Below are 24,791 nucleotides of genomic sequence, written 5' to 3'. Positions count from 1 at the left end.
GGGGCGCTCCTAAACCGTCGCAGAGCCGACACGGCCCTTGCGCAATGCATCGATCACCGCTTCTTTCGGGCCGTCGGCGACGATCCGCCCGTTGTCCAGCACCACCAGCCGATCCACCAGGCTGAGCATCGAACTGCGGTGGGTGACCAACAGCACTGTTTTGCCCTGGACCCAGCCGTGGAGTTTCTGCCGCAGAAGGTCTTCGCTGCTGTTGTCCATGGCGCTGGTCGGTTCGTCGAGCAGCATGATTGGCGGATCGAGCAACAAGGCCCGCGCCAGCAACACCGCTTGCCGTTGCCCACCCGACAGCAATTGACCGCGCTCGCCCACTGGCCGATCAAACCCTTGTGGATGCTGACGCGCCAGTTCAGTCACGCCGGTCAGCTCAGCGACTTCAAGCATCCGGGCATCGCTGACATAACGGGCGCCGAGGGTCAGGTTGTCGCGCAGGCTGCCGGCCAACAAGGGCAGGTCGTGGGCGACGTAGCCGATCTGTTGACGCAGGTCGGCGACGTCCAGTTGCCGCAGGTCCAGGCCATCGAGCAGCAACTGGCCTTCTTCCGGCGCGTAGAAACCCATCACCAGCCGCGCCAAGGTGCTTTTGCCCGAGCCGCTACGGCCGATGATGCCGATCCGCTCGCCCGGTTTCATGCTGAAGCTGACGTTGGCCAGGGCCGGCGCGTTCTGGCCGTTGTAGTGGAACGTTACGCCGCAGACGTCCAGGGCGCCTTGCAGTTGCGTGCGCTCCAGTGGCCGCTGCCTGGCGTCGCGCTCTTGCGGCAACGACATCAGCGAATCGGTGCTTTTCATGGTCAGTTGCGCTTGCTGGTAACGGGTAATCAACCCGGCGATCTGCCCCAGCGGCGCGAGCACGCGGCTGCCGAGCATGTAGCTTGCCACCAGCGCACCGACGCTGAGGTTGCCGGCGATGATGCTATAGACCCCGGCGACGATGGTCGCCATGCCGGAAAACTGCTGAATGAACAGCGTGCCGTTGGTGGCCAGCGCGGAGAGGTTGCGCGCATGGCTGTCGAGGCGGGTGAGGGCGCCGTGGGTGCTTTCCCATTTGTGCTGGCGCTCGCTTTCAGCGCTGCAGGCCTTGAGGGTTTCCAGGCCACCGAGGGTTTCGATCAGCAGAGCCTGGCGTTCGGCACCGAGGCTCAGACTCTTCTGCACGGTGTCGCGCAGGCGCGCCTGAATCACCATGGCGAAGAGGATCGTGATGGGGAAGGCCAGCAGTGGAATCACCACCAGCCAGCCGCCGAGCAGGCCGATGACTACCAGCATCAGCACAGCGAAGGGCATGTCGATCAGGCTGGTCAGCGTGACGGCGGTGAGAAACTCCCGCAGGCCCTGGAAGTCATGAATGCTCTGGGCGAAACCACCGATGGTCGCGGGTCGCGCTTTCATCGCCATGCCGGTGATGCGTTCGAACAGGGTCGCTGAAAGAATCACGTCGGTTTTCTTCCCGGCAGTGTCCAGCAAGTGCGCACGAACCACCCGCAGCACCAACTCAAAACCGGTGCCGATCAGCAGGCCGATCGACAGCACCCACAAGGTTGAAGTGGCCTGGTTCGGCACCACCCGGTCGTAGGTCTGCATCACGAACAGCGGCACCATCAGGCCCAGCAGGTTGATCAGGAAACTTGCCAGAATCGCATCGCTGTACAGCCATTTCGACAGCTTCAGCGTGTCGCGAAACCACGCCTCGACCCGCGGCACCAGCGGCGCGCGCAAGTCTTCGAGTTCATGCCGTGGCCGGGCGAACAAGGCCTGGCCGCTGTAGTTGGCGGCCAGCTCGTCCGTACTGACCCACTGTTCTCCGCCGTCGGCTTCGCTGGGCAGAATCAGCGCCTGACCATTGTCGCCCCAACGGCGCAAGACCGCGCAGCGGCCATGGTTGAGGATCAGCATCACCGGCAGGTTGAGCGCAGAAATATCCGCCAGTTCACGGCGCAGCACCCGCGCCTGCAAACTGGCCCGGGCCGCTGCGCGCGGCAGCAGGTCCAGGCTCAAGCGTTGGTGTGCCATTGGCAGCCCGGCACTCAGGCTGGCACGACTGACCGTCGCGCCGTGGAGTTTGCAGAGAATCAACAGGCCGTCCAGAAGCGGATCATCGAAACTAAGACGCGGATCGACACCCGTGTTGCCGGTTTCCATGCTGGTCACATTGATCGCTCCTACACGGCGTTACTTCATCTGAGTTCAGGCAAGCGCGCTTCGTTTTTCACTTCGGTGGCGGCGATCGCATCGGCGGGCAGCACCACCCGTTGCTTGCTCAACAACTGGCCCATGTTCGCCAGCACGCGGTACATCGAGAACTCCTCGGTGTAGCGCACTTCGGTGTAGCGGCGGTTGGCGTTGTAGAGCTCGTTTTCACTGTCGAGCAAGTCGAGCAGAGTCCGTTGGCCGAGACCGAACTGATCCTGATACGCCGCCCGTACACGGGTGGTGGTTTCGGCGTATTCACGGGCGGTCGGGGTTTGTTTCTTGGCGTTCTGCATGGCGTTCCAGGCCAGGTGGATGTTCTCGTTGAGCTGGCGCAATGCGTTGTTGCGGATGTCCATCGCCTGGTTGATCTGATGCGCATCGGAGGCCAGCCGGGCCTTGTCGCTGCCGCCACGGAACAGGTTGTAGTTCATCACCACGCCCACTCGCCATTCGTTGTCGTGGCCTTGATCGCCCTGCACATTGTTGTTGGCGCCCACTGCCGCTTCGGCGTCGAAGCGTGGGTAGAACGGCGACTTGGCGACTTCGTACTGGCTCTCGGCCGATTGCACGTCAGCCTGGGCGGATTTCAGGTACGGGTTGTTTTCCACCATGCTCTGCTGGGCTTCGGGCAGGGTGGCGGGCAGTTCGCCACGGGTCGACGGCGGCGCTTCGAGTTCATCGGGCATGCGCCCCACGACGCTGTAGAAATTCGCTTCGGCATCGGCCAGATCGACTTCGGCGGTGTCGAGGTTGTTTTGCGCCAGTGCCCGGCGAGCGGTGGACTGGTCGGCGTCGGCGTTGCTGCCGATCCCACGCTGGGTACGCAGGCCGATCTGATCGTTGACCCGCATGTGCGCTTGCAGATTGTTCTTGGCCAGGGTCACCAGTTCGCGGCGCTTGAGCACTTCGAGGTACACCTCGATGGTGCGCAGGGCCAGGTCCTGGGCGGTGCCTTGAGCGTAATAGGCCCGCGAGTTGGACACGCCCTTGGTGCGCGCGACCTCGTTGGCGGTGTTGAAACCATCAAACAGCATTTGCCGCAGGCGCAGTTCCGACTGGGTGTAGGTGAGGATTTCGGTGTTGTGATTGCCCCGCGACCGGGTGGTGGTGTTATCGCTGTAGCCGCGCCCATAGGCGGCGTTCAAATCCACCGATGGATAAAAGCCCCCTTTAGCGACTTTAATCTGCTCGTCGGCCGAGAGCCGGGCATCGACCCGAGACGCCAGTTCCGGGTGGGTCGCAATGGTGCTCTGGATCGCCTCGGTCAATGACATCGCCTGAGCCTGAGAAGCGCAGGCCATGGCCAGCAGAATCGCACTGCAAAGGGGGGTTAAAACGCGCATGGGTGCATCTCCCTGATTCCTGATGGTGCTTAGCGGTCGCCATTTTTTTGACGATATTTTTAGATGAAACCGTTTCATGCCTGTAACAACAGAGCTAAGAACATCCTGAAGCGTAGCTAAGAAAAATTTTTCATAAGGGCTATGCCAAAAAAAACTTATGCGGCCTGAAAAATCCAGCACATTGTTCAATGCGAAAGCCTTTGTTTTATTGGCTTTCTGGAACATCAACAGGGTTTTGGAAAGTTCCATTCACTTTTCGACACAGGGCGAAGAAGTGCTGGAGGGGAGGAGAGCGAGACGGTTTAGAGGCGACATTTTTTTGTCACTCGAGTGATTCAGAACCGTTACGCATGCGTTTGCAGGCCGGTCGTTTTGGAAGTGGGTCCCGATGCCATTGATTGCAGAGGGTTTTATCCCGATCCCAAGACACCCCCCTCGCGAGCGACACGCCTGGCGAGAGTGTCGGGAGGCAGCGGTTTACTTCAGGTAAACGCTTTCCGGCACGCGGGTCTCGGGCAACCTGCTTGAACCATGAGCACGTTTCTTCGCGCAAACAGGATGCCGACAGCAGTTGGCAGCGGAGGAATGCACATGGCAACGCTCATCGGTATCGTCAGTAAGGTCATCGGTCAGGTGTATGCAGTGGCGGGTGATGGCACTCGACGGGCACTGATCGAGGGCGATCGGCTGTTTGCCGGCGAGCAGCTGGTCACCGGGGCTGAAGGGGCGGTGGCGGTGCATATGCAAAATGGCCAGGAGCTGACGCTGGGGCGTGACAGCAGCCTGCAAATGAATGCCCAGTTACTGGCGCACCAGGTGCCGCATGTGGAGACCACTGATGCGGTAACGCCGAGCCAGGCGCAACTGACCGATGTCGAGCAACTGCAAAAAGCCATTGCCGCCGGTGCCGACCCGACCCAGACCGCTGAGGCCACCGCCGCCGGACCGGGCGCAACGGGCGCGCCCGGTGGTGCGCTGGGTGGTGGCCACAGTTTTGTGCTGTTGGAGGAAGTGGGCGGGCGGGTCGATCCCACGATTGGTTTCCCCACCGCCGGCTTCAACGGTATTCCCGAATTCCCCCTGGAACGCCGGGACGCTGCGCCGGACAACGGCGATAAAGGCATCGTTACGCCGTTTGCCGCGAACGTGCCGAATCACCCGGTCACCCTCACCGGCCTGTCGGTGGCGGGCGGTGAACTGACCCTTAATGAAGCCAACCTGGCGGACGGGTCGGCCAGCAACCCGGGGGCGCTGACTCAGCACAGCACGTTCACCGTGTCTGCGCCCGACGGGCTGAGCAGCCTGAGCATCGGCGGGATCAGCGTGATCAGTGGCGGGGTGCCCATCGGTTTTCCGCAGTCGATCACCACTCAACTGGGCAACACCCTGACGATCACCGGCTACAACCCGGCCACCGGCGTGGTCAGTTACAGCTACACCCTGGTCGGCAACGAAACCCATTCCGCCGGTGATGGCACCAACAATCTCAGTGAACAATTCACTGTGGTTGCGAACGACAGCAACGGCGATACCGCCACCGGTTCGCTGGACGTCAATATCACCGACGATGTGCCCAAGGCCATCGACGACAGCAACGCCCATACCGCGTCGGAAACCCTGCTGACCCTGACCGGCAGCGTGCTGCCCAACGACGTCCAGGGCGCCGACCGCATTGCCACCGGCCCCGACAGCGGGCCGATCATCGGCGGTACTTTCACCGGGACGTTCGGTACCCTGGTGTTGAACGCCAACGGCACGTACACCTACACCCTGAACACCAGCGACGCCGATTTCAAAGCCCTGCACGGCGGTGGCAACGGCACCGAAAATTTCGTCTACACCCTTACCGATTCCGATGGCGATACCAGCACCGCGACGCTGGTGCTGAACATCCATAACAACGACGACCTGGTGACGCTCAATGGCCTGAATGCCGAAGGTGGCGAGCTGACCGTCAACGAGAAAAACCTCAGCGACGGCAGCAACCCTGATGCATCGGCGCTGACCCAGAGCGGCACATTCACCATTACTGCGCTGGACGGTGTGCAAACCCTGACGGTGGGCGGCATCGTGGTGGTTTCCGGTGACCTGATCACAGGCTTCCCGCATGCCATTGTCACGCCACTCGGCAACACGCTGACCATCACCGGGTACGACAATGCGACCGGCGTGGTCAGCTACAGCTACACCCTCGTCGACAACGAAATGCATCCGAATGCCAACGGCGCCAACAGTCTCTCCGAGCAGTTTGCGGTCACCGTGGTGGACGACAACGGCACCACCGCGACTGGCAGTCTTGATGTGAATATCGTCGATGACCTGCCTCATGCCGTAGATGACAGCAACGCCAATACGGCATCGGAAACCCTGCTGACCCTCACCGGCAGCGTGCTGCCCAACGACGTCCAGGGCGCCGACCGTATTGCCATCGGCCCTGACAGCGGGCCGATCATCGGCGGCACCTTCACCGGGACGTTCGGCACCTTGGTACTCAATGCCAACGGCACGTACACCTACACCCTGAACACCAACGATGCCGATTTCAAAGCCTTGCACGGCGGTGGCAACGGCACCGAAAATTTCGTCTACACCCTTACCGATGCCGATGGCGATACCAGCACCGCGACGCTGGTGCTGAACATCCATAACAACGACGACCTGGTGACGCTCGATGGCCTGAACGTCAACGGCGGCGAACTGACCGTCTACGAAAAAAACCTCAGCGACGGCAGCAGCCCCAACACACCGGCGCTGACCCAGAGCGGCACCTTCACCGTCACCGCGCTCGACGGTTTGCAAACCCTGACGGTGGGCGGCATCGCGGTGGTCACCGGTGGCGTGGCCGCAGGCGTCCCGCAGTCGATCGTCACTCCGCTTGGCAGCACGCTGACCGTCACCGGTTACGACAGCGCGACCGGCGTGGTCAGCTACAGCTATACCCTGGTGGATAACGAAACCCACCCGAACGCCAACGGCACCAACAGCATCACCGAGAACCTCAACGTCGTCGCCACTGACGTCGACGGCAGCACGGCGTTGGGCCAGATCAACGTCAACATCGTCGATGACTTGCCCACCGCCAACCCGGATCACGCCTCAGTGGCCGAAGGTGCGACGGTCTCGGGCAACGTGCTGGGCAACGACATCGGCGGCGCCGACGGACCGGCCCTCGGCGGCGCGGTGGTCGGCGTGCGCGCCGGCAGCGACACCTCGACTTCAGCCATCGGTGGCTTGAACAGTCAAATCAACGGCACCTATGGCTACCTGACCCTGGATGCCAACGGCGATGCGGTCTATCACAGCAATCCAAATGCCGTGAACGGCCCTGGTGCGACCGACGTGTTCACTTACACCGTGCGCGATGCCGACGGTGATGAAAGCACCACCACCATTACCATCGACGTGGCCAACTGCACTCTCGTAGCTGCCACCGACACCGACGTGACGGTTAATGAAAAAGCGCTGGACCTGACCAAGGACGGGCAGGACCTGGCGGCGGGCACGGTCATCGGCAGCGAGCCTGGCAACACCGGCGAAACCGCCTCCGGCACGCTGGTGGGTTCAGTCACCGGCACCAGCGACACCATCACGTACAGCCTGGTCGGCAGCGCCAACGGAACCTACGGGCAAATCCTGCTCAATCCGGACGGCAGCTACACTTACACTCTGACCTCGCCTCCCGCGACTACACCTCACGCCAACGACGGGCCGAACACCCTGAGCGAAAGCTTCACCTATCAGGCCACCGATTCTCTGGGCAACAGCGTCACCGGCAGCATCGTGATCAACATCGTCGATGACGTGCCAACCGCTCATGCCGATGTCGTCTCAGTGGCGGAAGGCGGCACGGTCAGCGGCAATGTGTTGGGCAATGATGTGCTCGGTGCTGACGGCCCGGCCTTGGGTGGCGCGGTGGTTGGCGTGCGCGCCGGCGGCGATACCTCGACTTCGGCTATCGGTGGTTTGAATACGCACATCAACGGCACCTACGGCTATCTCACCCTGGATGCCAACGGCAACGCCGTGTACCACAGCAATCCGAACTCGGTCGGTGAACCGGGCGCCACGGACGTGTTCACCTACACCGTGCGCGATGGCGACGGCGATGAAAGCACCACGACCATCACCATCGACATCTCCAACTGTTCCCTCGTGGTGGCCCCCGATAACGACGTGACCGTTTACGAAAAGGCGTTGGATCTGACCAAGGACGGCCAGGACCTGGCGGCGGGCACTGTCATCGGCAGCGAGCCTGACAACACCGGTGAAACCGCCTCCGGCACATTAGTCGGTTCAATCACTGGCGCCACGGGTGCAATCACTTACGCCCTGGTCGGCAGCGCCACCGGCACCTATGGGCAAATCCTGCTCAACCCGGACGGCTCCTACACCTACACCCTGACCTCGGCACCCACCTCCACGCCGCACGCCAACGACGGACCGAACACCCTGAGCGAGAGCTTCACCTACCAGGCCACCGACTCTGTGGGCAACAGCGTCACCAGTACCATCGTGATCAACATCGTCGATGACGTGCCGACGGCCCATTGCGATTCGGTTTCGGTGGTGGAGGGCGGCACGGTCAGCGGCAATGTGCTGGACAACGATGTGCTCGGCGCTGATGGCCCGGCCTTGGGTGGGGCAGTGGTCGGCGTGCGTGCCGGCAGCGACACCTCGACTTCGGCCATCGGCGGCTTGAACACGCAAATCAACGGCACTTACGGCTACTTGACCCTGGATGCCAGCGGCAATGCGGTGTACCACAGCAACCCGAATTCGGTCGGCGAAGCGGGCGCCACGGACACCTTCACCTACACCGTGCGCGATGCCGACGGCGATGAAAGCACCGCCACGATCACTGTTGACGTCTCCAACAACTGCCTCGTAGCCGCCACCGATACCGATGTGACCGTCTACGAAAAAGCGTTGGATCTGACCAAGGACGGCCAGGACCTGGCGGCGGGCAGCGTCACCGGCAGCGAGCCCGGCAACACCGGTGAAACCGGCTCAGGTACGTTGGCAGGCTCGGTCTCTGGCGCCACGGGTGCGATCACCTACACCCTGGTCGGCAGCGCCACCGGCACCTACGGGCAGATCCTGCTCAATCCCGACGGTTCCTACACGTACACTTTGACCTCGGCGCCGAAAACTTCGCCCAACGCCAACGACGGCGCGAACACCCTGAACGAAAGCTTCACCTACCAAGCCACCGATGCCATCGGCAACAGCACCACCGGCACCCTTGTGGTCAGCATCGTCGATGACGTGCCTCACGCCGTCGCCTCGGACCGTTCGGTGCCGGCGGTGCAGATCGACTCCAACCTGATGCTGGTGATCGATGTATCCGGGAGCATGGACGACCCCTCCGGCGTATCGGGCCTGTCGCGGCTGGACCTGGCCAAGCAGGCGATCAGCGCGCTGCTCGACAAGTACGACAATCTGGGTGACGTGAAGGTACAGATCGTCACCTTCAGCAGCAGCGCCACCGACCAGACGTCGATCTGGGTCGATGTGGCGACGGCCAAGTCGATCATCGCTACGCTGACGGCAGGTGGCGGCACCAACTACGACGCGGCCGTGGCAACCATGGAAACCGCATTCGACACCTCGGGCAAACTCATCGGGGCGCAGAACGTCGGCTACTTCTTCTCCGATGGCAAACCCAACGAAGGCGACATCGGCACTGCGGACGAGATCGCGCTCAAAGCCTTCCTCGACGCCAATGGCATCAAGAACTACGCCATCGGCCTGGGCAGCGGCGTCAATAACGCCAGCCTCGATCCCGTGGCCTATGACGGCAGCACGCACACCGACACCAACGCTGTGGTGGTGACCGACCTCAACCAACTCAACTCGGTACTTTCGGGCACCGTGCAAGGTGCGCCGGTCACCGGTTCGTTGCTGGGCGAGGGCGGTACATTTGGCGCCGATGGCGGTTTCATCAAAACCCTCACGGTCGACGGCACCACCTATACCTACGACCCGAAAGCCAACAGCAATCAGGGTTCGCTGAACTTCAGCGGCGGCGCCAACCACGGCACCTTCAACACCGTCGACAACACCCTGAGCATCGCCACCAACAACAGCGGCACGCTGCTGGTGAACCTCGACACCGGCGAGTACACCTACACCTCGCAGAAAACCACGGCCGTGCAGATCACCGAAAACATCGGCTTCACCGCCAGCGACAACGACGGCGACCTCACCAGTTCGACCCTGACAGTCAACGTGATTCCGAATTCGCCACCGGTGGCAGTCGATGATCACATCATCACCAACGTGCTGTCGGGCGGTATCGTGGTGCCGGGCGAGCTGCTATTGGCCAACGACACCGACCCCAACGGTGATGCGCTCACGGCATCGCCGACTACCTTCAACACGGGTTGGACGGCCAAGGGGGCGGACTTTACCGGCACCAACTCGAGCTTCAGTTTCACCGGCAATAACGTCCAGGCCGTGACTATCGCCCGCAGTGCATTCGTCGCCAACGCTGCCGCCATGACCGCCATGCTGGTGGTCAGCGGGGCCTTGGGGGCGGTCAGCACCAACAATACCAACGATGAGGACCGCATCACCGTCAACCTCAAACAGGGCGAGACCCTCAACCTGGATCACAACCTGACGGCCGGCCACATCACCATGGAGTACTCGGTCAATGGCGGCGCTTACATGGCTCTCGCCGATGGCCAGACCATCACCGCCACGGCGGACGGCACGTACCAGATCCACATCACCAACATTGACGACGGGGGACCTGGCAACAGCGGGAAGGGGGCGGAAAACTATCAACTGACCATGACCGTCAACTACGCCGGAGCCCAGGACTCCACGCCAGACTTCCACGGCACCTACACCGCCAGCGACAACCACGGCGGCAGCGACAGCGCGGCAGTCGACATCACCTATCAGGCCGGCCATACACTGACCGGCACCTCGGGCGATGACGTGTTGATCGCGGGCACCGGCAACAACATTATCAATGCGGGTGACGGCAACGACGTGCTCACCGCAGGTTCAGGCAATAACGAGATGCATGGCGGCGCCGGCAACGATCTGCTGTTCAGCGGGCCGGGCAACGATTGGCTCGACGGCGGCACCGGCAACGACACCGCGAGCTACGCCCATGCCACCGCCGGCGTCACTGTCGACCTCAGCCTGCTCACCGCGCAAAACACCGTTGGCGCAGGCACCGACACCCTGACCGGCATCGAAAACCTCACGGGCTCGAACTTCAACGACAGCCTCACGGGCGACAACAACGGCAACATCATCAACGGCGGTCTGGGTAACGATGTGCTCAACGGCGGGGGCGGCGACGACTTCCTGATCGGCGGCCTGGGCGACAACACCCTCACCGGCGGCAGCGGCGCCGACACCTTCCAGTGGCTTAAAGGCAACAGCGGCCACGACGTCATCACCGACTTCACCCCGGGCACCGACAAACTCGACCTGTCGCAACTGCTGCAAGGCGAGAACGGCACCGCGGCATCGCTGGATGACTACCTGCACTTCAAAGTCACCGGCAGCGGCTCGACCCTGGTCACCAGCATCGACATCAGCGCCATGGCCGGCGCCACGCCGAGCCAGACCATCGACCTGGCCGGTGTGAACCTGGCCAGCCACTACGGCGTCACCCCCGGAGCGAATGGTGTGATTGCCGGCGGTCACGATACCGCGACCATTATCAACGGCATGTTGAACGACCATTCGTTGAAGGTGGATACCGTGTGATCTGAAACGACAAAACCCGCCATTCCCGGTGAAAGGGGATGGCGGGTTTTTTGTTGGTTGCGGATTTATCTACCGGCCCTGTGCCCGGATACACCTCATGTGGCGAGGGGGCTTGGGGTCGGACGGTTTGAGGTAGTAATCGAGGGCGCTCGGCGGCTTCGTTGAGTTTTTTGGAGTCCGGGGTTTCGTAAGGGGAAACGTCGTCGGTTTCGGGTGGGTTGGGTGTGATTTTGAACATGGTGAAACTCCTACAGGAAATGGAGCCACCAAGACCTGTCGCTAAACAGGTAAGGGTGGCGGCTGCACGCAGGTTAGCGAACCGGGTGTAGGCGCCCGGCAGACCCGAAGGTCTCCCGCGCACAGCCGCCATGACATCAATCGCAGACATGAACAATCTGCAAGAGAGTTTGGAGCGCTGTTGCGCCTACAAAGGTTCGGGTCGCTAAACCCGATCGCTGATTTGTCAGCGACCGGGAAACAATAGAACCCGACCCTTAGGCGCACAAGCCGGCGGATTCTGGCGCAGTCGTAGGCAACGACGCAAGGATGTGTAGCCTGAGTGAGTGTCTGGAGATGTCTTTTAAACATCGTTGTTTATTTCTCATTCAGGCTTAGGAGAGGCAGGGCTGATAAATAATGGCGTGCCCTTTCTCCGAGTCCCTCATTTTTCGTCCTCTGTTTATATTGTGCGTACCAGTGGTCGCGAGTTTTTGATATTTATTTGCGACCCATGGTGAAGTGATCAAAGGTAATTAAATCCCAGACGCTTGTAATGATCTCTACATACCAAATGTCATTGTCTGAAGTAGAGAAGAATACACGGTGGGGGCCGGGACTATTGGCAAGGTACTGATAAGATAGTCTTGTTTTGTCCTTTCTTAAGAAATTAACCAGTATTCCGTTGCTTTGGACGAATCTGTAGTAAAACTCGACAGAGGAGTAGCCCCAGTTAAACTCGAGTTGCATGTATTGGCTCGTGCCACTGGCGTTTGTATGCATCTCTAGAACTTGCGCAGCGCTTTGGTTATGCACGGGAGGGTAAGGGCCAGTGAGAATGGTGTTTATTGAGTTTATACCCATAATGCCATTTCCTCCGAGAAAGCGAATGGTCATGCTAGGCAGTGATATGGTCTGGCCAAGTGATATAAAGCGTGAGTAGTGGCTATCGAAATTTTCCGACAAAATAGGCTGGATGTTCTTGACTGTATAGATTAAAGAACGCGGGAAGATAATCGTTATGGGCTTTTGCCCCTTGAAGTTGGCTTTGACTTCTACATGGAGGGTTGAACCATCCTGCAGCAGTAACAGTTGCGCACGTGACAGTGTTCTGGTGAATCCATTTGTCTCTTCCTCAGGTGTCAAGGAACCTCCTGTCACTACGGGAATAACAAGGGGGGTTCCATTGTTTTCGGTTCCGATGACCGTTATGTCAATAAGATAATTTCCACCCTGAAGCGGCCATGGAGTTTTAGTGATGGTGGCATCACCGTCGAATTCATTGATATCCAAGGCCCGTGCACTATCAGCCTGATCGATGATGGGAGCTCCCAATCGAACATCACCGTCGACGATCCGTTCAATCGTCAGTGCCAACGGCGACGATGTCCCTACCGGCTTCCCATCGCGAATCAACTCCCAATACAATTCGACATCGCGCCCCATCCACTCCAATAGAAGCTCGAAAGTTAATCTGAAGTTTGCCCTTTTGTTTTGATTGAATAGCTGCGCAGGAAACGTTTTGTCGCCTGCGATCGGATTCTTGATCATTAGACGCGCTCGATCATTCAACCCCGCTGTCAGGAATTCAATTCGAACCGTTGCTCCATTTGAGTGAGTCAACACATCAATGGGGCTCTTCGCCGGGGCTACCAAAGTTGGTGGGTTCAGATCGAGACGGCCGAGATGTATGTCCAGGCGCTTCTCCGGGGATTTGACCCGGTTGCCCAACTGGTCGACGACATAGAACTCGGCCACAGTACTCGGGTTGTCGCCCGCCTTCTGGAACATGTCGGTGAACAGTGTATGGGTGATCGGCGCCGTGCCGTCGGGGACGTCGAACCGGTCCTGGGTGTCGCCCAACAGAAATTCGATGCGGTCATAGTTGCGCCGATTGGCATAGGTGAACCCGAACTCCACCCCTTGCGCTGCCCGTGCGGCGCTGACGCCGTCCTTGAGCACGTCGGCCGGGATCACCAGATTCAGGTTGTCCGCAGACCGCAGGTGGTACAGCACCAGCAGATCCCGAGAGGGTTCACTGTTCCCGCTGACACGGGTGACCACGTAATGCAACCGATTGACGCCCTGGATCAGGTACCCGTGCGGCAGGTAAAGACGCTGGCGCAGTTGTTCCTCTCCGGGTTTGACGGTCTGGCCTGCTCCTGGGACGAGATTGCCGTTGCAATACAAATCCACGCGATCATCGACCGCCATGATCCAGGAGCGCAGCTGCAACTCCTCCCAGTAATCAACCAGGCATTCAAGGCCTTGGGCCTGGCCGTCATAAAGGGCTTTGGGAATACCGCCGTCAGCGATGCCGGCGGGTCTTATCGGGGATACCCAGCCCGGGATGATTATGGGAAACAGCGTAAACAGCTTCGTTAGCTCGGCGGACTGGATATCCATCAAATTCTCCGGGGGAGGCGACAAGTTTCAAGTCCACTCGGGACGAGTACTCATCACACCGTAGGGAAAACAGATTGGCTACTATCAGATCTGACAGGTATATGTGGATTTAAGACGAACGGTCATATCAGTCACATCGGCATCGGCTGCCTGACCAACCGTTTACGGGCGGGTGGTTGTGGGGGGGCACGATACAGCGACCATCATCAACGGCATGCGTGAGCTGAAACGACAAAACCTGCCATCCCTGTTGAAGGAATGGCGGTTTTTTTGCCGGTGAGATCGTTTTCGCGAGCAGGCTCGCTCTCACACATTCGATCTTCAGTGAACACAAAACAGGCGAACAACCCGGAGCGACTGTGGGAACGAGTTTGCTTGCGAAGAGGCCCGAAAGACCACCATAAAACTTGCAGCCTGAAGGGCTTTTGTGGCGAGGGAGCTTGCTCCCGCTGGGCTGCGAAGCGGCCCCAAAACCATTCGACCCAATTGCATCAGGTAGACCGCATGTACAGGGTTTACGACTGCTGCGCAGCCGAGCGGGAGCAAGCTCCCTCGCCACAGGGGGCAGCGTTTGACCTCAGGTTACAGGGCCGGGTCAGCCTTCAGTTCCAGACTGTCCAGCGCCCGACTCACCGCCAGTTCACCAAACATGATGAGCTGCGCGACGCCCAATATCGTATTGCGCTGCGGCCCCTCCAGAAAACCGGCACAGTCACTGGCGATCACCTTGGCCGAGGCAAAGGACTCGCAGGCATTGGCCAGTAGCTCTTCGATGTCGATGTCCGGGGCAACGGTGTAAATCGTGCTCGGCTTGCGTGGGGGCTTGGGGGCGGACGGTTTGAGGTAGTAATCGAGGGCGCGCTCGGCGGCTTCGTTGAGTTTTTTGGAGTCCGGGGTTTCGTAGGGGGAAACGTCGTCGGTTTCGGGTGGGTTGGGTGTGATTTTGAACATGTTGAAGCTCCTTGATTAATGGAGCTGTCACTGCTCGCTGCGAAACGAGGGAGGTGGCAGCTGTACGCAGGTTCGCAGACCGGGAATCAAGGAACCCGGCAGACCCGAAGATCTCCCGCGCACAGCCGCCATAACGCAATCCAGTTGACGAAAAGAAGCGCCAACTGAAAGGGAACGGTGGCGCAGTGCGCCTTGATTGACCCGGGCTGCGAAACCCGATCGCTGATTCGTCAGCGACCGCGAAACGATAGAACCCGCCCCCAAAGCGCACAAGCCGGCGGATTCTGGCGCAGTCGTAGGCAACGGCGCAAGGATGTGTAGCCTGAGTGAGTGTCTGGAGATGTCTTTTAAACATCGCTGTTTATTTCTCACTCAGGTGTTGGAGTAGAGGCAGGGCAGATGAACAAATGTCCCCTTTTCCTCGTTTCTCTCTCAATAAGGTCTGGCGCACCACGGGTTCCAGACCACATGCGGGGGCGCATTCCCGGGAACTATTCCGGGACCGTTGCCATTGCCATGTTGGTAGATGAGCGAATAGCCCGGGGGGCACCCTCTGGAGTCGAGCATCCAGTTAACTGAATTGCCCAGAATCCAGGTGTGTGAAGGTCCATAGACCAGCACTATAAGTGACCACAGATCAGACAGTGGCATGGAGCCCGGAACAGAGATCATCCAGTTGACAGAGTTGGTCAACGTCATGGCCACTCCAGCGGATGCCGCGACAAAAACGTTCTTCACGTCCACATAGTAGGTAAGGGTGCTAAATCGATCCTGTGCGGTGATGTACGCGCCGCCGTTACGAAGACCGGTGACCTTTCCATTTGCATCGACCGAGACCTGAGCCGGATTGCTGGAGGTGTAGCGGATCGGGGGGACTCCATAGGATGCGGGACGATTTTCGGTATTGCCCGGGAAATCAGGCCCCACTTTCTGCCACCCCATCTCAATCCTGAGTCCGTGCAGGTTCATAGTGGTTTGGTTAACTTGCAGCGGTCGGCGCAGGGTGAAAGATCGTTCGTGTGATGTCAGGTTATCGCCGTACTTCGCTCGTAACCGGATTGTGTTCAGCGCGTCATACTTGGCAACCTTCACGGGCTCCGAAAAATCGCCGTTAGCGTCTGTCGTTACCGTCGCCTCCACCACGCCATTCACCAGAATCTCGACTTGCTCCTGGATGCTTGCATGCCCGTGTACGGTGATAGTGGTGGCAATCGTAGTGTCGCCTTGTGGAATATCACGACCCTGCGGGTCTTTCAGCGCATCGATATGCGGCTGTAGTTCAATCAGCGAATCGACGATATACGCTTGCCCGGGAAATGCTACGGCCGTTTCCCTGTCAGGCTCTCGGTTCACATTCACCTGGAAGAAGATGTGTAAGGTGGTTTCATCTTTCAGATTGCGAAGCCAGTCGAGCGGCAATGCCAGTCTCAGGCCCCTCTCGGTACCCGTCAGTTCGCCTTTAAGGGCTTCATGCCGAACCACTTCACCTTGGGTGTTGGTTCCTTCAAACATCAGGTATTGAGGTTGTCCTGAACGTTGCCCCGGCCACTCATCCACTACCAGTTCATTGGCAGCCGTCAGTTTTTTTACTTCCACAATCCCGGATACTCCGCTGATCCGGGGCGTCGGAAGCCGACTGTCTTCGGGGGCGATCGGGGCGATCACAATTTCCACAGCCGGGGATGAAGCGGCTTTTTTCCCGTTGCGCCTCAAGTTCCAGCGCAGTTGTATCGTCTTTCCCTGGTTGGCAACAAGAAACCGAGGGTCGAGCACCCAGTTGGCGCGTTTGTTTTGGTTCAAAGGAATAAGCGAGAACAGTGGCGAGTCGTTTGGCGCCTTGATGTGTATCAGTCTCGCCCGGTCTTCCTTTATCGCCGCGAGGAATTCGGCCCTTATCGTCCGCTCCCCGTCCAAGGGGTGAATCGGCTGGGGGACTCCTACCAGAAACGGCAGCTCGAGGACGATGTCTTTCTCATCCCCAATCTTTAAACCCAGCAGATCGGAAACCACCTCGACTTTACCCGGGTTGGTGATTTTGCATTGCAGCGTCAATGGGGCACCGGCGTAAGGGGCTATGTATTTGGTTGGCACCTGGAAGATGAGCGGCAGCGTCGGGTCGGTGACGATCAGTTGGAAAATAAACAGGATCGCAATACCGTCCGAGTCAATGGTTTGCCAACATAATTCGGCCTTCGCGCCCGCTTTCATGGGCCAATACGTGGCGAACTCCACCTTCGCCAAGGTCGTATCCGCTGGCAGGGTATCGTTGCTCTCCAGCGGCTCGACCATCGGCAGGCCCAATGGCAGGGACGTACCGGTGATGGTGATACCCGCGTGTTTCGATGGTTGAGGGTTGCCTGTTCTGACCACTTGATAGAACGCCTGCGCCGAGCCTCGGATCAGGTTGCGAACCCACTCATTGGGAACCTCGAAGACCACGGTTCTGGTCGCGGCAGTCAGCGTCCTGCTGAAGGTGTGGGTGGCCAGGTCGCCACCATTCGTGATCCCTTCAAATGTCAGTTCGAGCAGTTCATCTTTTGCAAACACACCGGTGACCAGTATCCGCAGGGTACCGCCCACGAGCCAATCGTGATGAACCACATCGTCGGGATCGGCCTGTTCGAAAATCGGTGCGGTCAGCAGCACTATCCCTGGCTTGAAAACCAGGATCAGCGAGTCCGACCAGCCGCTCGAATTCTCCACGACATCGAACACCTCCCAGCGTACGATCACCGTAGAGGTGAGCGGCAGTTTGGCGAGCATTTCAGGTGTCAATTCAAAGACCACGTCACCCAACGCAGTGACGGTGGACTCGAGGAGCAGCGTTCCAAAGGCAAGGACGACCACATCACCGATTTTCTGGTTGTAATACGCCAGAACGGTCACGAACATACCTTCATTGACCACGGTTTTATCAATGACGGATTCCGAAGCGACGGGCAGCTTGAGGCCCTGGTTGAAGGGTTTTCCGCCGTCTGTGTCCGGTTCACCCGGCGCCGGGTGTTTATAAAACAGTGGCACAGGTGTCGATTGTTCGAGGCCGTTTCCGCTCACGCGCTCAACGTCGAACCAGAATTGCTTGTTCTCCGATAGCAGCGGCGCAAACCTGGCTTCCATGTCTTTGGCGGAAATATAGAAAGGAATGTTTTTCGCGTTGCCTTCGGCATCGAAGTGGGCTTCGGTGACGGAAAATTCAGCGACGGACGCGTTTTTTGTTTCGATGTAAACCTTGATGTAGTCGCCGATGGCCATGTTCAGATAGGCCAGGATGTAAACCAGCAAACCGTCTCGGTCGCCGTGCACCATGTTGATGTTGATCCCCAACGCACCGTCGCTCTGCGGTTTGTAGCCCGGCGGGTAGGGCGGGTCTACGGCCAGCACGCCGATGCCGCGATCGGGCGGGAATACAACGACTTGTCCATTGGAGGCGAGGTCAGCGTTTGTCAGGGGGCTGTTCATGAATGCGTACCTTCCTTAGAGGCGCCCGGCTTCCCGATTGGGCGGCACCGATACGGAAGGATTAGATAATCGGCGTGAGTGTTTGCCTACTGTCAGATCTGACAGGTGCGCACAGGTTTTAGACGAGTGGTCATACCCCTCACATCGGCTCCGGTGGCCCGATCAACCGCCCCATCACCCCAAATAGCCCCAACTCCCGGATCACCTCCAGCTCCCCTTTGGTCTCGACCATTTCCGCAATCAACGGCAGATCAATGCTGTTGGTCGCCCGGTATATCGCATCGATAAACAACCGCTTGTCACTCTGCTGATCGATACCCCGAATGTACGCGCCATCGATTTTCAAGTACGCCAACCCCAGCTGCGTCAGGTTGCCGATCTGGCTGAAGCTGCCGCCGAAATGCTGCAAACCGATGCGGTAACCGGTGTTGAGCAGGCTGTGGCTCAGGCGTTGCAGTTCTTCGGGGGGCGGCAGTTGGCGTTCGTCGATTTCCAGGGTCAGCAGAGGCGCCAGTTCCGGCAATGATTCGAGTATGTCGCAGATCAGTTTCAGCTGGGTCTGGTCGCGCAGGGTGCTGCCGGACAGGCTCAGTGCGAGCGGCCAGCGGTTGGCGGCGAGGTATTCGAGGGTGGTTTCGAGCATCGCCAGATCGAACCGCGCCGACCAGCCGAGGCGTTCGATCCACGGCAGGAAATGCCCGGCGGCAACGGCCTCGCCTTGCGGGTCGAGCAAGCGCGCGAGGACTTTGTGGTGCAGCACCTGACTGGTGTCGGCGCATTGCACCACCGGTTGGAAATACAACTGCATCTTGCCTTCGGTCAGCGCATCGTCGATCCAGTTGCGCCAATCATGCTGAGAATGATTCGGCGCAGTATCGACCTGGGCCTGGTATATCCATGGCCGCTCGGGATGTTGCCGGGCCTGGGTCAGCGCTTGGTCGAGGCGCAGCAGCACATCATTTGCCGGTTCGCCCGGGTGGTAGGCGACGATGCCCAGGTGCGCCACGGGCATGCAGTCGCTGGCGCCGGTCAGGCGCAGGTTTTCCAGGGTGGCGCTGATTTCGGAGGCCAGGCGCGCGGCCCCCCTACTGTCCAGACCCGGCGTCAGCAAGCTGAATTCGCCACCACGATTGCGCGCCGCGAGCCAGGTACGACGTTCTGCAGGTTGCGTCAGGCGCTTGAGCAACTCGCCGACGGCGCTGATCAGGGCATCGGTGCGCTGGCCACCCAGGCGTTGATTGAGGCCGATCAGGTCGTTGATCCGCAGCATCAGCAAATGACCGTCGCGGCTTTGCTCGGAATCCAGTAATTGGTCGGCCAGTTGTTCATCCAGCAAGCGCCGGTTGGCCAGGCCCGTAAGGTTGTCCTGATAGGATTCGGAGCGCAGTTTTTCGCTGCGCGCGGCCTCTTCGGCGAACAGCGCTTTGAGTTTTTCGACCATCTGGTTCATGGCCAGCACCACGCGTTTGAGCTCCGGCGTGCGCGGCAATTTTGGCAAGCTGCGGAACTCGCGTTTACTGATGGCTTCAGCCTGTTTGACCATGTTGTCGAGCGGGCGCAATTGCCGGCGTAATAGCCAGCCTCCGAACACGGCGCTGAGTAATCCGCAAATCAGCAGCCAGATCAGGCTGCCGAGGGAGCTGTCCCAGAGTTTGGCCAGGGCGAACTGCGGGTTGCTCAGCACTTCGACCCGGGCTGCCTGGTCCCAGCCACGCGTGACCAGTGCATCGCCACCTTGTGGGCGCAGGTTCACCAGACTGACGAACCAGCCGGGTACACCCTCGATTTGCGCTGGTACGCTGCGCTCCACCAGCACTTGTTCATTCTCGATGCTGATGACCCGGATGCTGCTGAAATAGCCACTGTCGAAAATCGAGCTGACCATCAATTCGATCATCGCCGGGTCGTCGATCTGCGCGGTCAACGACAGGCCCAGCGCCGTGGCGGCGTCCTGGGCGTGGGAGCGCAACTGACTGAGCATCTGTTCACGGGAGCTTTCCAGGCTGACAAAAAAACTGCCGCTGAAGGCCACCAGCAAGAACAGGCAAATGGCGAGGAACAACTGTTTGCGCAGTGACATGAAAACACTCCTTGCAGTGGCGGCTAGCCTTCGCCCACGGCGAACCCTTCGATTTGCATCTTTTTCAATACGTCTTGCCAGCGCGACAGTTTTTTCGAGTCGCTGCTGCGTTTACCACCATTGGCTCCCGGCAAATACAGGCCTTCGGCGTTGAAGGCGTACACCGGCAGCAAGTCTTTGCGTTGGGAGGCGGGGCGGATCTCGTCGATCAGGTTGTCCAGCACCAGCGGATCGGCCGTGGGGCTGCTGTAGAAGGTCAACACCATGTGCGCCTGGTTCTGGGTCAGGGCCTTGACGTAGGTGATGCGTAGTTTTTCGCTGGGAATCCCGAGGTGACGCAGGCTGAAGTATTTCGCCAGGGCGAAGTCTTCGCAGTCGCCTGCGGCTTTGATCAAGGACTCCACGGGCGTGGCCCAGTAATCGGTCTGATGCCAGATGCGCGTGTCATCCTGAAAACTCAGTTGCTGATTGAAGAAGTGATTGACCGCGTTCAGTTGTTCGCGCTCAGGCTGGTTGCGTTCGCTTTGCAGCATTTGGCTCCAGGCCTCGATCCGTCCCTGTGCCTCGCCAAGGGGGCCGTAGCGTTTTTCGGCCGTTTGCAGAACCTGCGCAAAATCCCAGTCGGCCCAGGCACTGCCCAACCCGGCCAGTAGAAAACTCGCCAGCAGCAGCCATCCGCCGAACCGAAGTCGGAGCGTTGACCATCCTGGACTACGCGGACTGCGGGGCATGTCTGGCTGCTCGGGTGCAGATGTCTGAAGTCTAGGCGGTGTTTACGGGGCGGTCGGGTAGGTCGTCGGACGAAAGGATGTCGGCGGGTTGTTTCCTGTGGCGAGGGAGCTTGCTCCCGTTCGGCTGCGCAGCAGTCGCCAAACCGATCAATGAGGTGTGTCAGGAGAAGGCGGGTTGCAGGTTTTGGGGCTGCTTCGCAACCCAGCGGGAGCAAGCTCCCTCGCCACAAAAGCCTCGAGCCATAGATAGGAATCAGGGTTTATGCAGGGTTTTCTGCTTGAGGATATAAACCGTCACCAGCACCGCACTGGTCAGCATGAACCCGCGCGCCCACGGCAGGGGCACCAGGTAGCAGGAGAACAGGATGCTCGTCCACATCAACCCGATGGTGTAGACCTTGCCCTTGAGCGGAATGCCGTTGCCGTCCAGATAGTCGCGAATCCAGGGTCCAAGCCGTGGATGTTCAACCAGCCAGTGATAGAAACGCGGCGAACTGCGGGCGAAGCAGGCTGCCGCCAACAGCAGGAACGGTGTGGTGGGCAGCACCGGCAGGAAAATCCCGATCACCCCCAGCGCTACGCTCAGCCAGCCGATGGCCAGCAGCACGTAGCGCAACATCAGGGGGCGGTTGCCTATGGGGTTGTCCATAGGCAAAACCTTAGTGGTGACGTGGCTTGAGGATCGCCGGTTTTTCGTCTGGCGCGTTGCACAGCAAGTACAGCGCGGTCAGGGCTTCCGGGATTTGCACGATCATGTCGTCCATCAGGTTGGCGTCGGCCGCGATGTCGGAGAACTCAGGCTGTTCGTCGAACAGACCCGAACCGACCATGATCGGCAGCAGCATTTCACTGACTTCGTCTTCGGCAGTTTCGAACCAGGCGGCTTCGCGCAGGAACACGCCTTCCATGAAACCGATGCACCAGCCACGCAGGTCGGAATCGTCCGGGTCATCGCCCAGGTCGAGGTCGCATGGCAGCTCGAACTCTTCGTCGGACGCCAGTTGGCGGGCGATGTGAGCCTTGAGCAGCACCAGGGTGGATTCGATCGCTTCACGCTCGGTGTCGTCGGCGTAATGCGGCTCTTCGGCGAACAGCGCGTCGATCCACTCACGGTCGGGAACGCTTTCGGAGCAGATCGACAGCGCAGTGAGGTAGCCGTGGGCGGCCACGTAGTCCAGCGCCTCGTCATGCAGCTCGTCGGCGTCGAGGAAGACTTGCAGGCGGGTTAGTTGCTCAGCGAAGGACATTAAAGGGCTACCTTGGGGAATATACGATGCGGGAATTCTAGGCCTTCTTGAGCGCTCAGGCCAGCCGCGCGGCATATTTGCTCCCGCGGTTGGCTTGTGTGCGTCTTATCAGCGGCGCCCTTTGCAAGGGAGGGCTCGGGTATACTCGCGCGTTTTGTGATGCCCTGCTGGCGTCACGGCTGAAATATGCAGCGTCATGCAATGCGCACTTACGATTTGTTTGTGCAGCTTTCGTGGTTCTGAACCAGCCTTGCAGGGATGTTTCGGTGATTTTTGGAGTTTTTATGCTCGAACAGGCTCAACGCGTCCTCAAGGACATCTTCGGCTACGACAGTTTCCGTGGCCGTCAGGGTGCAATCATTGAGCGCGTGGCCAGTGGCGGCGACGCCCTGGTGCTGATGCCTACCGGGGGCGGCAAGTCCTTGTGCTTCCAGGTGCCGGCGCTGCTGCGCGAAGGCCTGGCGGTGGTGGTGTCGCCGCTGATCGCGCTGATGGACGATCAGGTCGCCACCCTCGAAGAGCTGGGCGTCGCCGCGGCGTCGTTGAACTCCACCCTGAGCGCCGAGCAGCAGCGTGATCTTGCTGCACGGATCAAGCGCGGCGAGGTGAAAATGCTCTACCTGGCGCCCGAACGCCTGGTGCAGCCACGGATGCTGGCCTTCCTGCAAAGCCTCGAAATCGCCCTGTTCGCCATCGACGAAGCGCATTGCGTGTCCCAATGGGGCCACGACTTCCGTCGCGAATACCTGCAACTGGGCCAGTTGGCGGAATTGTTCCCCAACGTCCCGCGCATTGCCCTGACCGCCACCGCCGACAAGCGTACCCGGGAAGAAATCGTCGATCGCCTGCATTTGCAGGATGCCGAGCGTTTCCTGTCGAGTTTCGACCGTCCCAACATTTTTTATCGCATCGTGCCCAAGGAACAGCCGCGCAAGCAGTTGCTGGCGTTCCTCGCCGAGCGGCGCAGCGATGCCGGTATCGTCTACTGCCTGTCGCGCAAAAAGGTCGACGAAGTGGCGGTGTTCCTCAGTGAACAAGGCTTCCCGGCGCTGCCGTACCACGCCGGTCTGGCCAACGAAACCCGGGCGCATCACCAAAAACGCTTCCTCAACGAGGAAGGCCTGATCATGGTCGCCACCGTGGCGTTCGGCATGGGCATCGACAAGCCCAACGTGCGTTTTGTGGCTCACCTCGACTTGCCGAAGTCCCTTGAAGCGTATTACCAGGAAACCGGTCGCGGCGGTCGTGATGGTCTGCCGGCGGATGCCTGGATGGCGTACGGCCTGCAAGACGTGGTGATGCTCAAGCAGATGCTGCAAAACTCCGAAGGCGACGAACGCCACAAGCGTCTGGAGCAGCACAAACTCGACGCCATGCTCTCGCTCTGTGAGGAAACCCGCTGCCGCCGCCAGACCCTGCTGGCGTACTTCGACGAAGACATGCCCGAGCCCTGCGGCCACTGCGACAACTGTGTCGACGGCGTGCAGACCTGGGACGCCACCGAGCCGGCCCGCCAGGCGCTGTCGGCGATCTACCGCACCGGTCAGCGTTATGGCGTCGGCCATCTGGTGGACGTGTTGCTGGGCAAGGACAACGAAAAGGTCCGCAGTTTCGGTCATCAGCATTTGTCGGTATACGGCGTAGGCAAAGCGCTGGGCGAAAGTGAATGGCGCTCCTTGTTCCGACAACTTGTTGCTCGCGGTCTGGCGGACATCGACCTCGAAGGCTACGGCGGGCTGCGCCTGAGCGATACCTGCCGGCCGCTGCTCAAGGGCGAAGTGACCCTGGAACTGCGCCGCGACCTCAAGCCGCAAACCACCGCCAAAAGCAGTAAGAGCCAGGCGAGCCAACTGGTCCGCTTCGAGGAGCGCGAACAGTGGGAAGCCCTGCGTGCCTTGCGCCGCAAACTGGCCGAAGAACATGGCGTGCCGCCGTATGTCATCTTCCCCGATTCGACGTTGCTGGAAATGCTCCGCAGCCAGCCGACCTCGCTGGCGGAAATGGCCACGGTCAGCGGTGTCGGCGCGCGCAAACTGGAACGTTACGGCGAGGCTTTCCTCGAAGTGCTCGGCGGTCAGGTCGAGGCGCCGAAAGTGGTGGCCGATGTGCGCCACGAGTTGATCACGCTGGCCCGGGCCGGCATGACACCGCTGCAGATCGCCGGGCAGCTGCAATGCTCGGAAAAGAACGTCTACACGATGCTCGCCGAGGCCATCGGCAAGCAGCAGCTGTCACTGGAACAGGCGCTGGACCTGCCTGAAGAGTTGATGGGCGAAGTTCAGGACGCCTTCCTCGACGGCGAAGGCGAGTTGCCGCCGGTGGCGGAGATCGCCGCGTTGTTCGCAGGGCGGGTGCCGGAAGGCGTTTTGTATTGCGTACGTGCCGCGCTGCAATCGGAATTCGAAATTTGAATGAC

11 protein-coding genes are annotated in these 24,791 nt (G+C 59.8%); 2 read left to right on the top strand and 9 right to left on the bottom strand.

The annotated features are described in order from the left end of the window. Positions 1–9: 9 nt before the first annotated feature. Both LOY28_RS22195 and LOY28_RS22190 read right to left on the bottom strand, forming a co-directional pair. Complete coding sequence (locus LOY28_RS22195) at positions 10–2,169, bottom strand: type I secretion system permease/ATPase (protein WP_258612550.1); 2,160 nt, start codon at positions 2,167–2,169, stop codon at positions 10–12. Positions 2,170–2,195: 26 nt separating this feature from the next. Next, positions 2,196–3,554 carry a TolC family outer membrane protein gene (locus tag LOY28_RS22190; RefSeq protein WP_258612549.1) on the bottom strand — a complete coding sequence of 453 codons (1,359 nt, stop codon included), beginning with the start codon at positions 3,552–3,554 and terminating at the stop codon, positions 2,196–2,198. A gap of 591 nt (positions 3,555–4,145) precedes the next feature. Between LOY28_RS22190 and LOY28_RS22185 the strand changes: the two genes are divergently transcribed. Beyond that, positions 4,146–11,285, top strand: a complete 7,140-nt coding sequence (locus LOY28_RS22185) for a retention module-containing protein (RefSeq protein WP_258612548.1) — start codon at positions 4,146–4,148, stop codon at positions 11,283–11,285. Between the two features lie 717 nt (positions 11,286–12,002). Here LOY28_RS22185 and LOY28_RS22180 read toward each other — a convergent pair. The 7 genes from LOY28_RS22180 to LOY28_RS22150 form a co-directional block, all read right to left on the bottom strand. Next, positions 12,003–13,907 carry a hypothetical protein gene (locus LOY28_RS22180; protein ID WP_018929913.1) on the bottom strand — a complete coding sequence of 635 codons (1,905 nt, stop codon included), beginning with the start codon at positions 13,905–13,907 and terminating at the stop codon, positions 12,003–12,005. A 582-nt stretch (positions 13,908–14,489) separates the two neighbouring features. Then, positions 14,490–14,858 (bottom strand): DUF6124 family protein, encoded by a 369-nt coding sequence (locus LOY28_RS22175; RefSeq protein ID WP_018929914.1) that lies wholly within the window; start codon positions 14,856–14,858, stop codon positions 14,490–14,492. Between the two features lie 432 nt (positions 14,859–15,290). Beyond that, positions 15,291–18,317, bottom strand: a complete 3,027-nt coding sequence (locus LOY28_RS22170; protein WP_018929915.1) for a hypothetical protein — start codon at positions 18,315–18,317, stop codon at positions 15,291–15,293. A 139-nt stretch (positions 18,318–18,456) separates the two neighbouring features. Further along, entirely contained in the window at positions 18,457–20,397 is a 1,941-nt protein-coding gene (gene lapD, locus LOY28_RS22165; RefSeq protein WP_018929916.1) for a cyclic di-GMP receptor LapD, read from the bottom strand. 23 nt (positions 20,398–20,420) lie between these two features. Further along, positions 20,421–21,128: a cysteine protease LapG gene (gene lapG, locus LOY28_RS22160; RefSeq protein ID WP_026286704.1), complete on the bottom strand. Its 708-nt coding sequence runs from the start codon at positions 21,126–21,128 to the stop codon at positions 20,421–20,423. 253 nt (positions 21,129–21,381) lie between these two features. Continuing rightward, on the bottom strand, positions 21,382–21,777 hold the full coding sequence (locus LOY28_RS22155) for a YbaN family protein (RefSeq protein WP_018929918.1): 396 nt from the start codon (positions 21,775–21,777) through the stop codon (positions 21,382–21,384). Positions 21,778–21,787: 10 nt separating this feature from the next. After that, the gene (locus LOY28_RS22150) at positions 21,788–22,375 is read right to left on the bottom strand and encodes a YecA family protein (protein ID WP_007938492.1); all 588 of its coding nucleotides are present in this window, start codon (positions 22,373–22,375) and stop codon (positions 21,788–21,790) included. A 284-nt stretch (positions 22,376–22,659) separates the two neighbouring features. Here LOY28_RS22150 and recQ point away from each other — a divergent pair, with 284 nt between their 5' ends. Then, the gene (recQ, locus tag LOY28_RS22145; RefSeq protein ID WP_028939960.1) at positions 22,660–24,786 is read left to right on the top strand and encodes a DNA helicase RecQ; all 2,127 of its coding nucleotides are present in this window, start codon (positions 22,660–22,662) and stop codon (positions 24,784–24,786) included. The last annotated feature ends 5 nt before the right edge of the window (positions 24,787–24,791 follow it).

It is taken from the genome of Pseudomonas sp. B21-017, assembly GCF_024749245.1.
Classification (GTDB): Bacteria; Pseudomonadota; Gammaproteobacteria; order Pseudomonadales; family Pseudomonadaceae; genus Aquipseudomonas.
The sequence above is the reverse complement of the archived record's forward strand: the minus strand, read 5'-3'. Positions and strand labels throughout refer to the sequence as shown.

Excerpts from the sequence above, each read along its gene's own strand:
- LOY28_RS22190 (WP_258612549.1), bottom strand. The coding sequence starts at position 3,554 with ATGCGCGTTTTAACCCCCCTTTGCAGTGCGATTCTGCTGGCCATGGCC.
- lapG (WP_026286704.1), bottom strand. The coding sequence starts at position 21,128 with ATGCCCCGCAGTCCGCGTAGTCCAGGATGGTCAACGCTCCGACTTCGG.
- LOY28_RS22180 (WP_018929913.1), bottom strand. The coding sequence starts at position 13,907 with ATGGATATCCAGTCCGCCGAGCTAACGAAGCTGTTTACGCTGTTTCCC.
- LOY28_RS22150 (WP_007938492.1), bottom strand. The coding sequence starts at position 22,375 with ATGTCCTTCGCTGAGCAACTAACCCGCCTGCAAGTCTTCCTCGACGCC.
- LOY28_RS22175 (WP_018929914.1), bottom strand. The coding sequence starts at position 14,858 with ATGTTCAAAATCACACCCAACCCACCCGAAACCGACGACGTTTCCCCC.
- LOY28_RS22155 (WP_018929918.1), bottom strand. The coding sequence starts at position 21,777 with ATGGACAACCCCATAGGCAACCGCCCCCTGATGTTGCGCTACGTGCTG.
- lapD (WP_018929916.1), bottom strand. The coding sequence starts at position 20,397 with ATGTCACTGCGCAAACAGTTGTTCCTCGCCATTTGCCTGTTCTTGCTG.
- recQ (WP_028939960.1), top strand. The coding sequence starts at position 22,660 with ATGCTCGAACAGGCTCAACGCGTCCTCAAGGACATCTTCGGCTACGAC.
- LOY28_RS22185 (WP_258612548.1), top strand. The coding sequence starts at position 4,146 with ATGGCAACGCTCATCGGTATCGTCAGTAAGGTCATCGGTCAGGTGTAT.
- LOY28_RS22170 (WP_018929915.1), bottom strand. The coding sequence starts at position 18,317 with ATGAACAGCCCCCTGACAAACGCTGACCTCGCCTCCAATGGACAAGTC.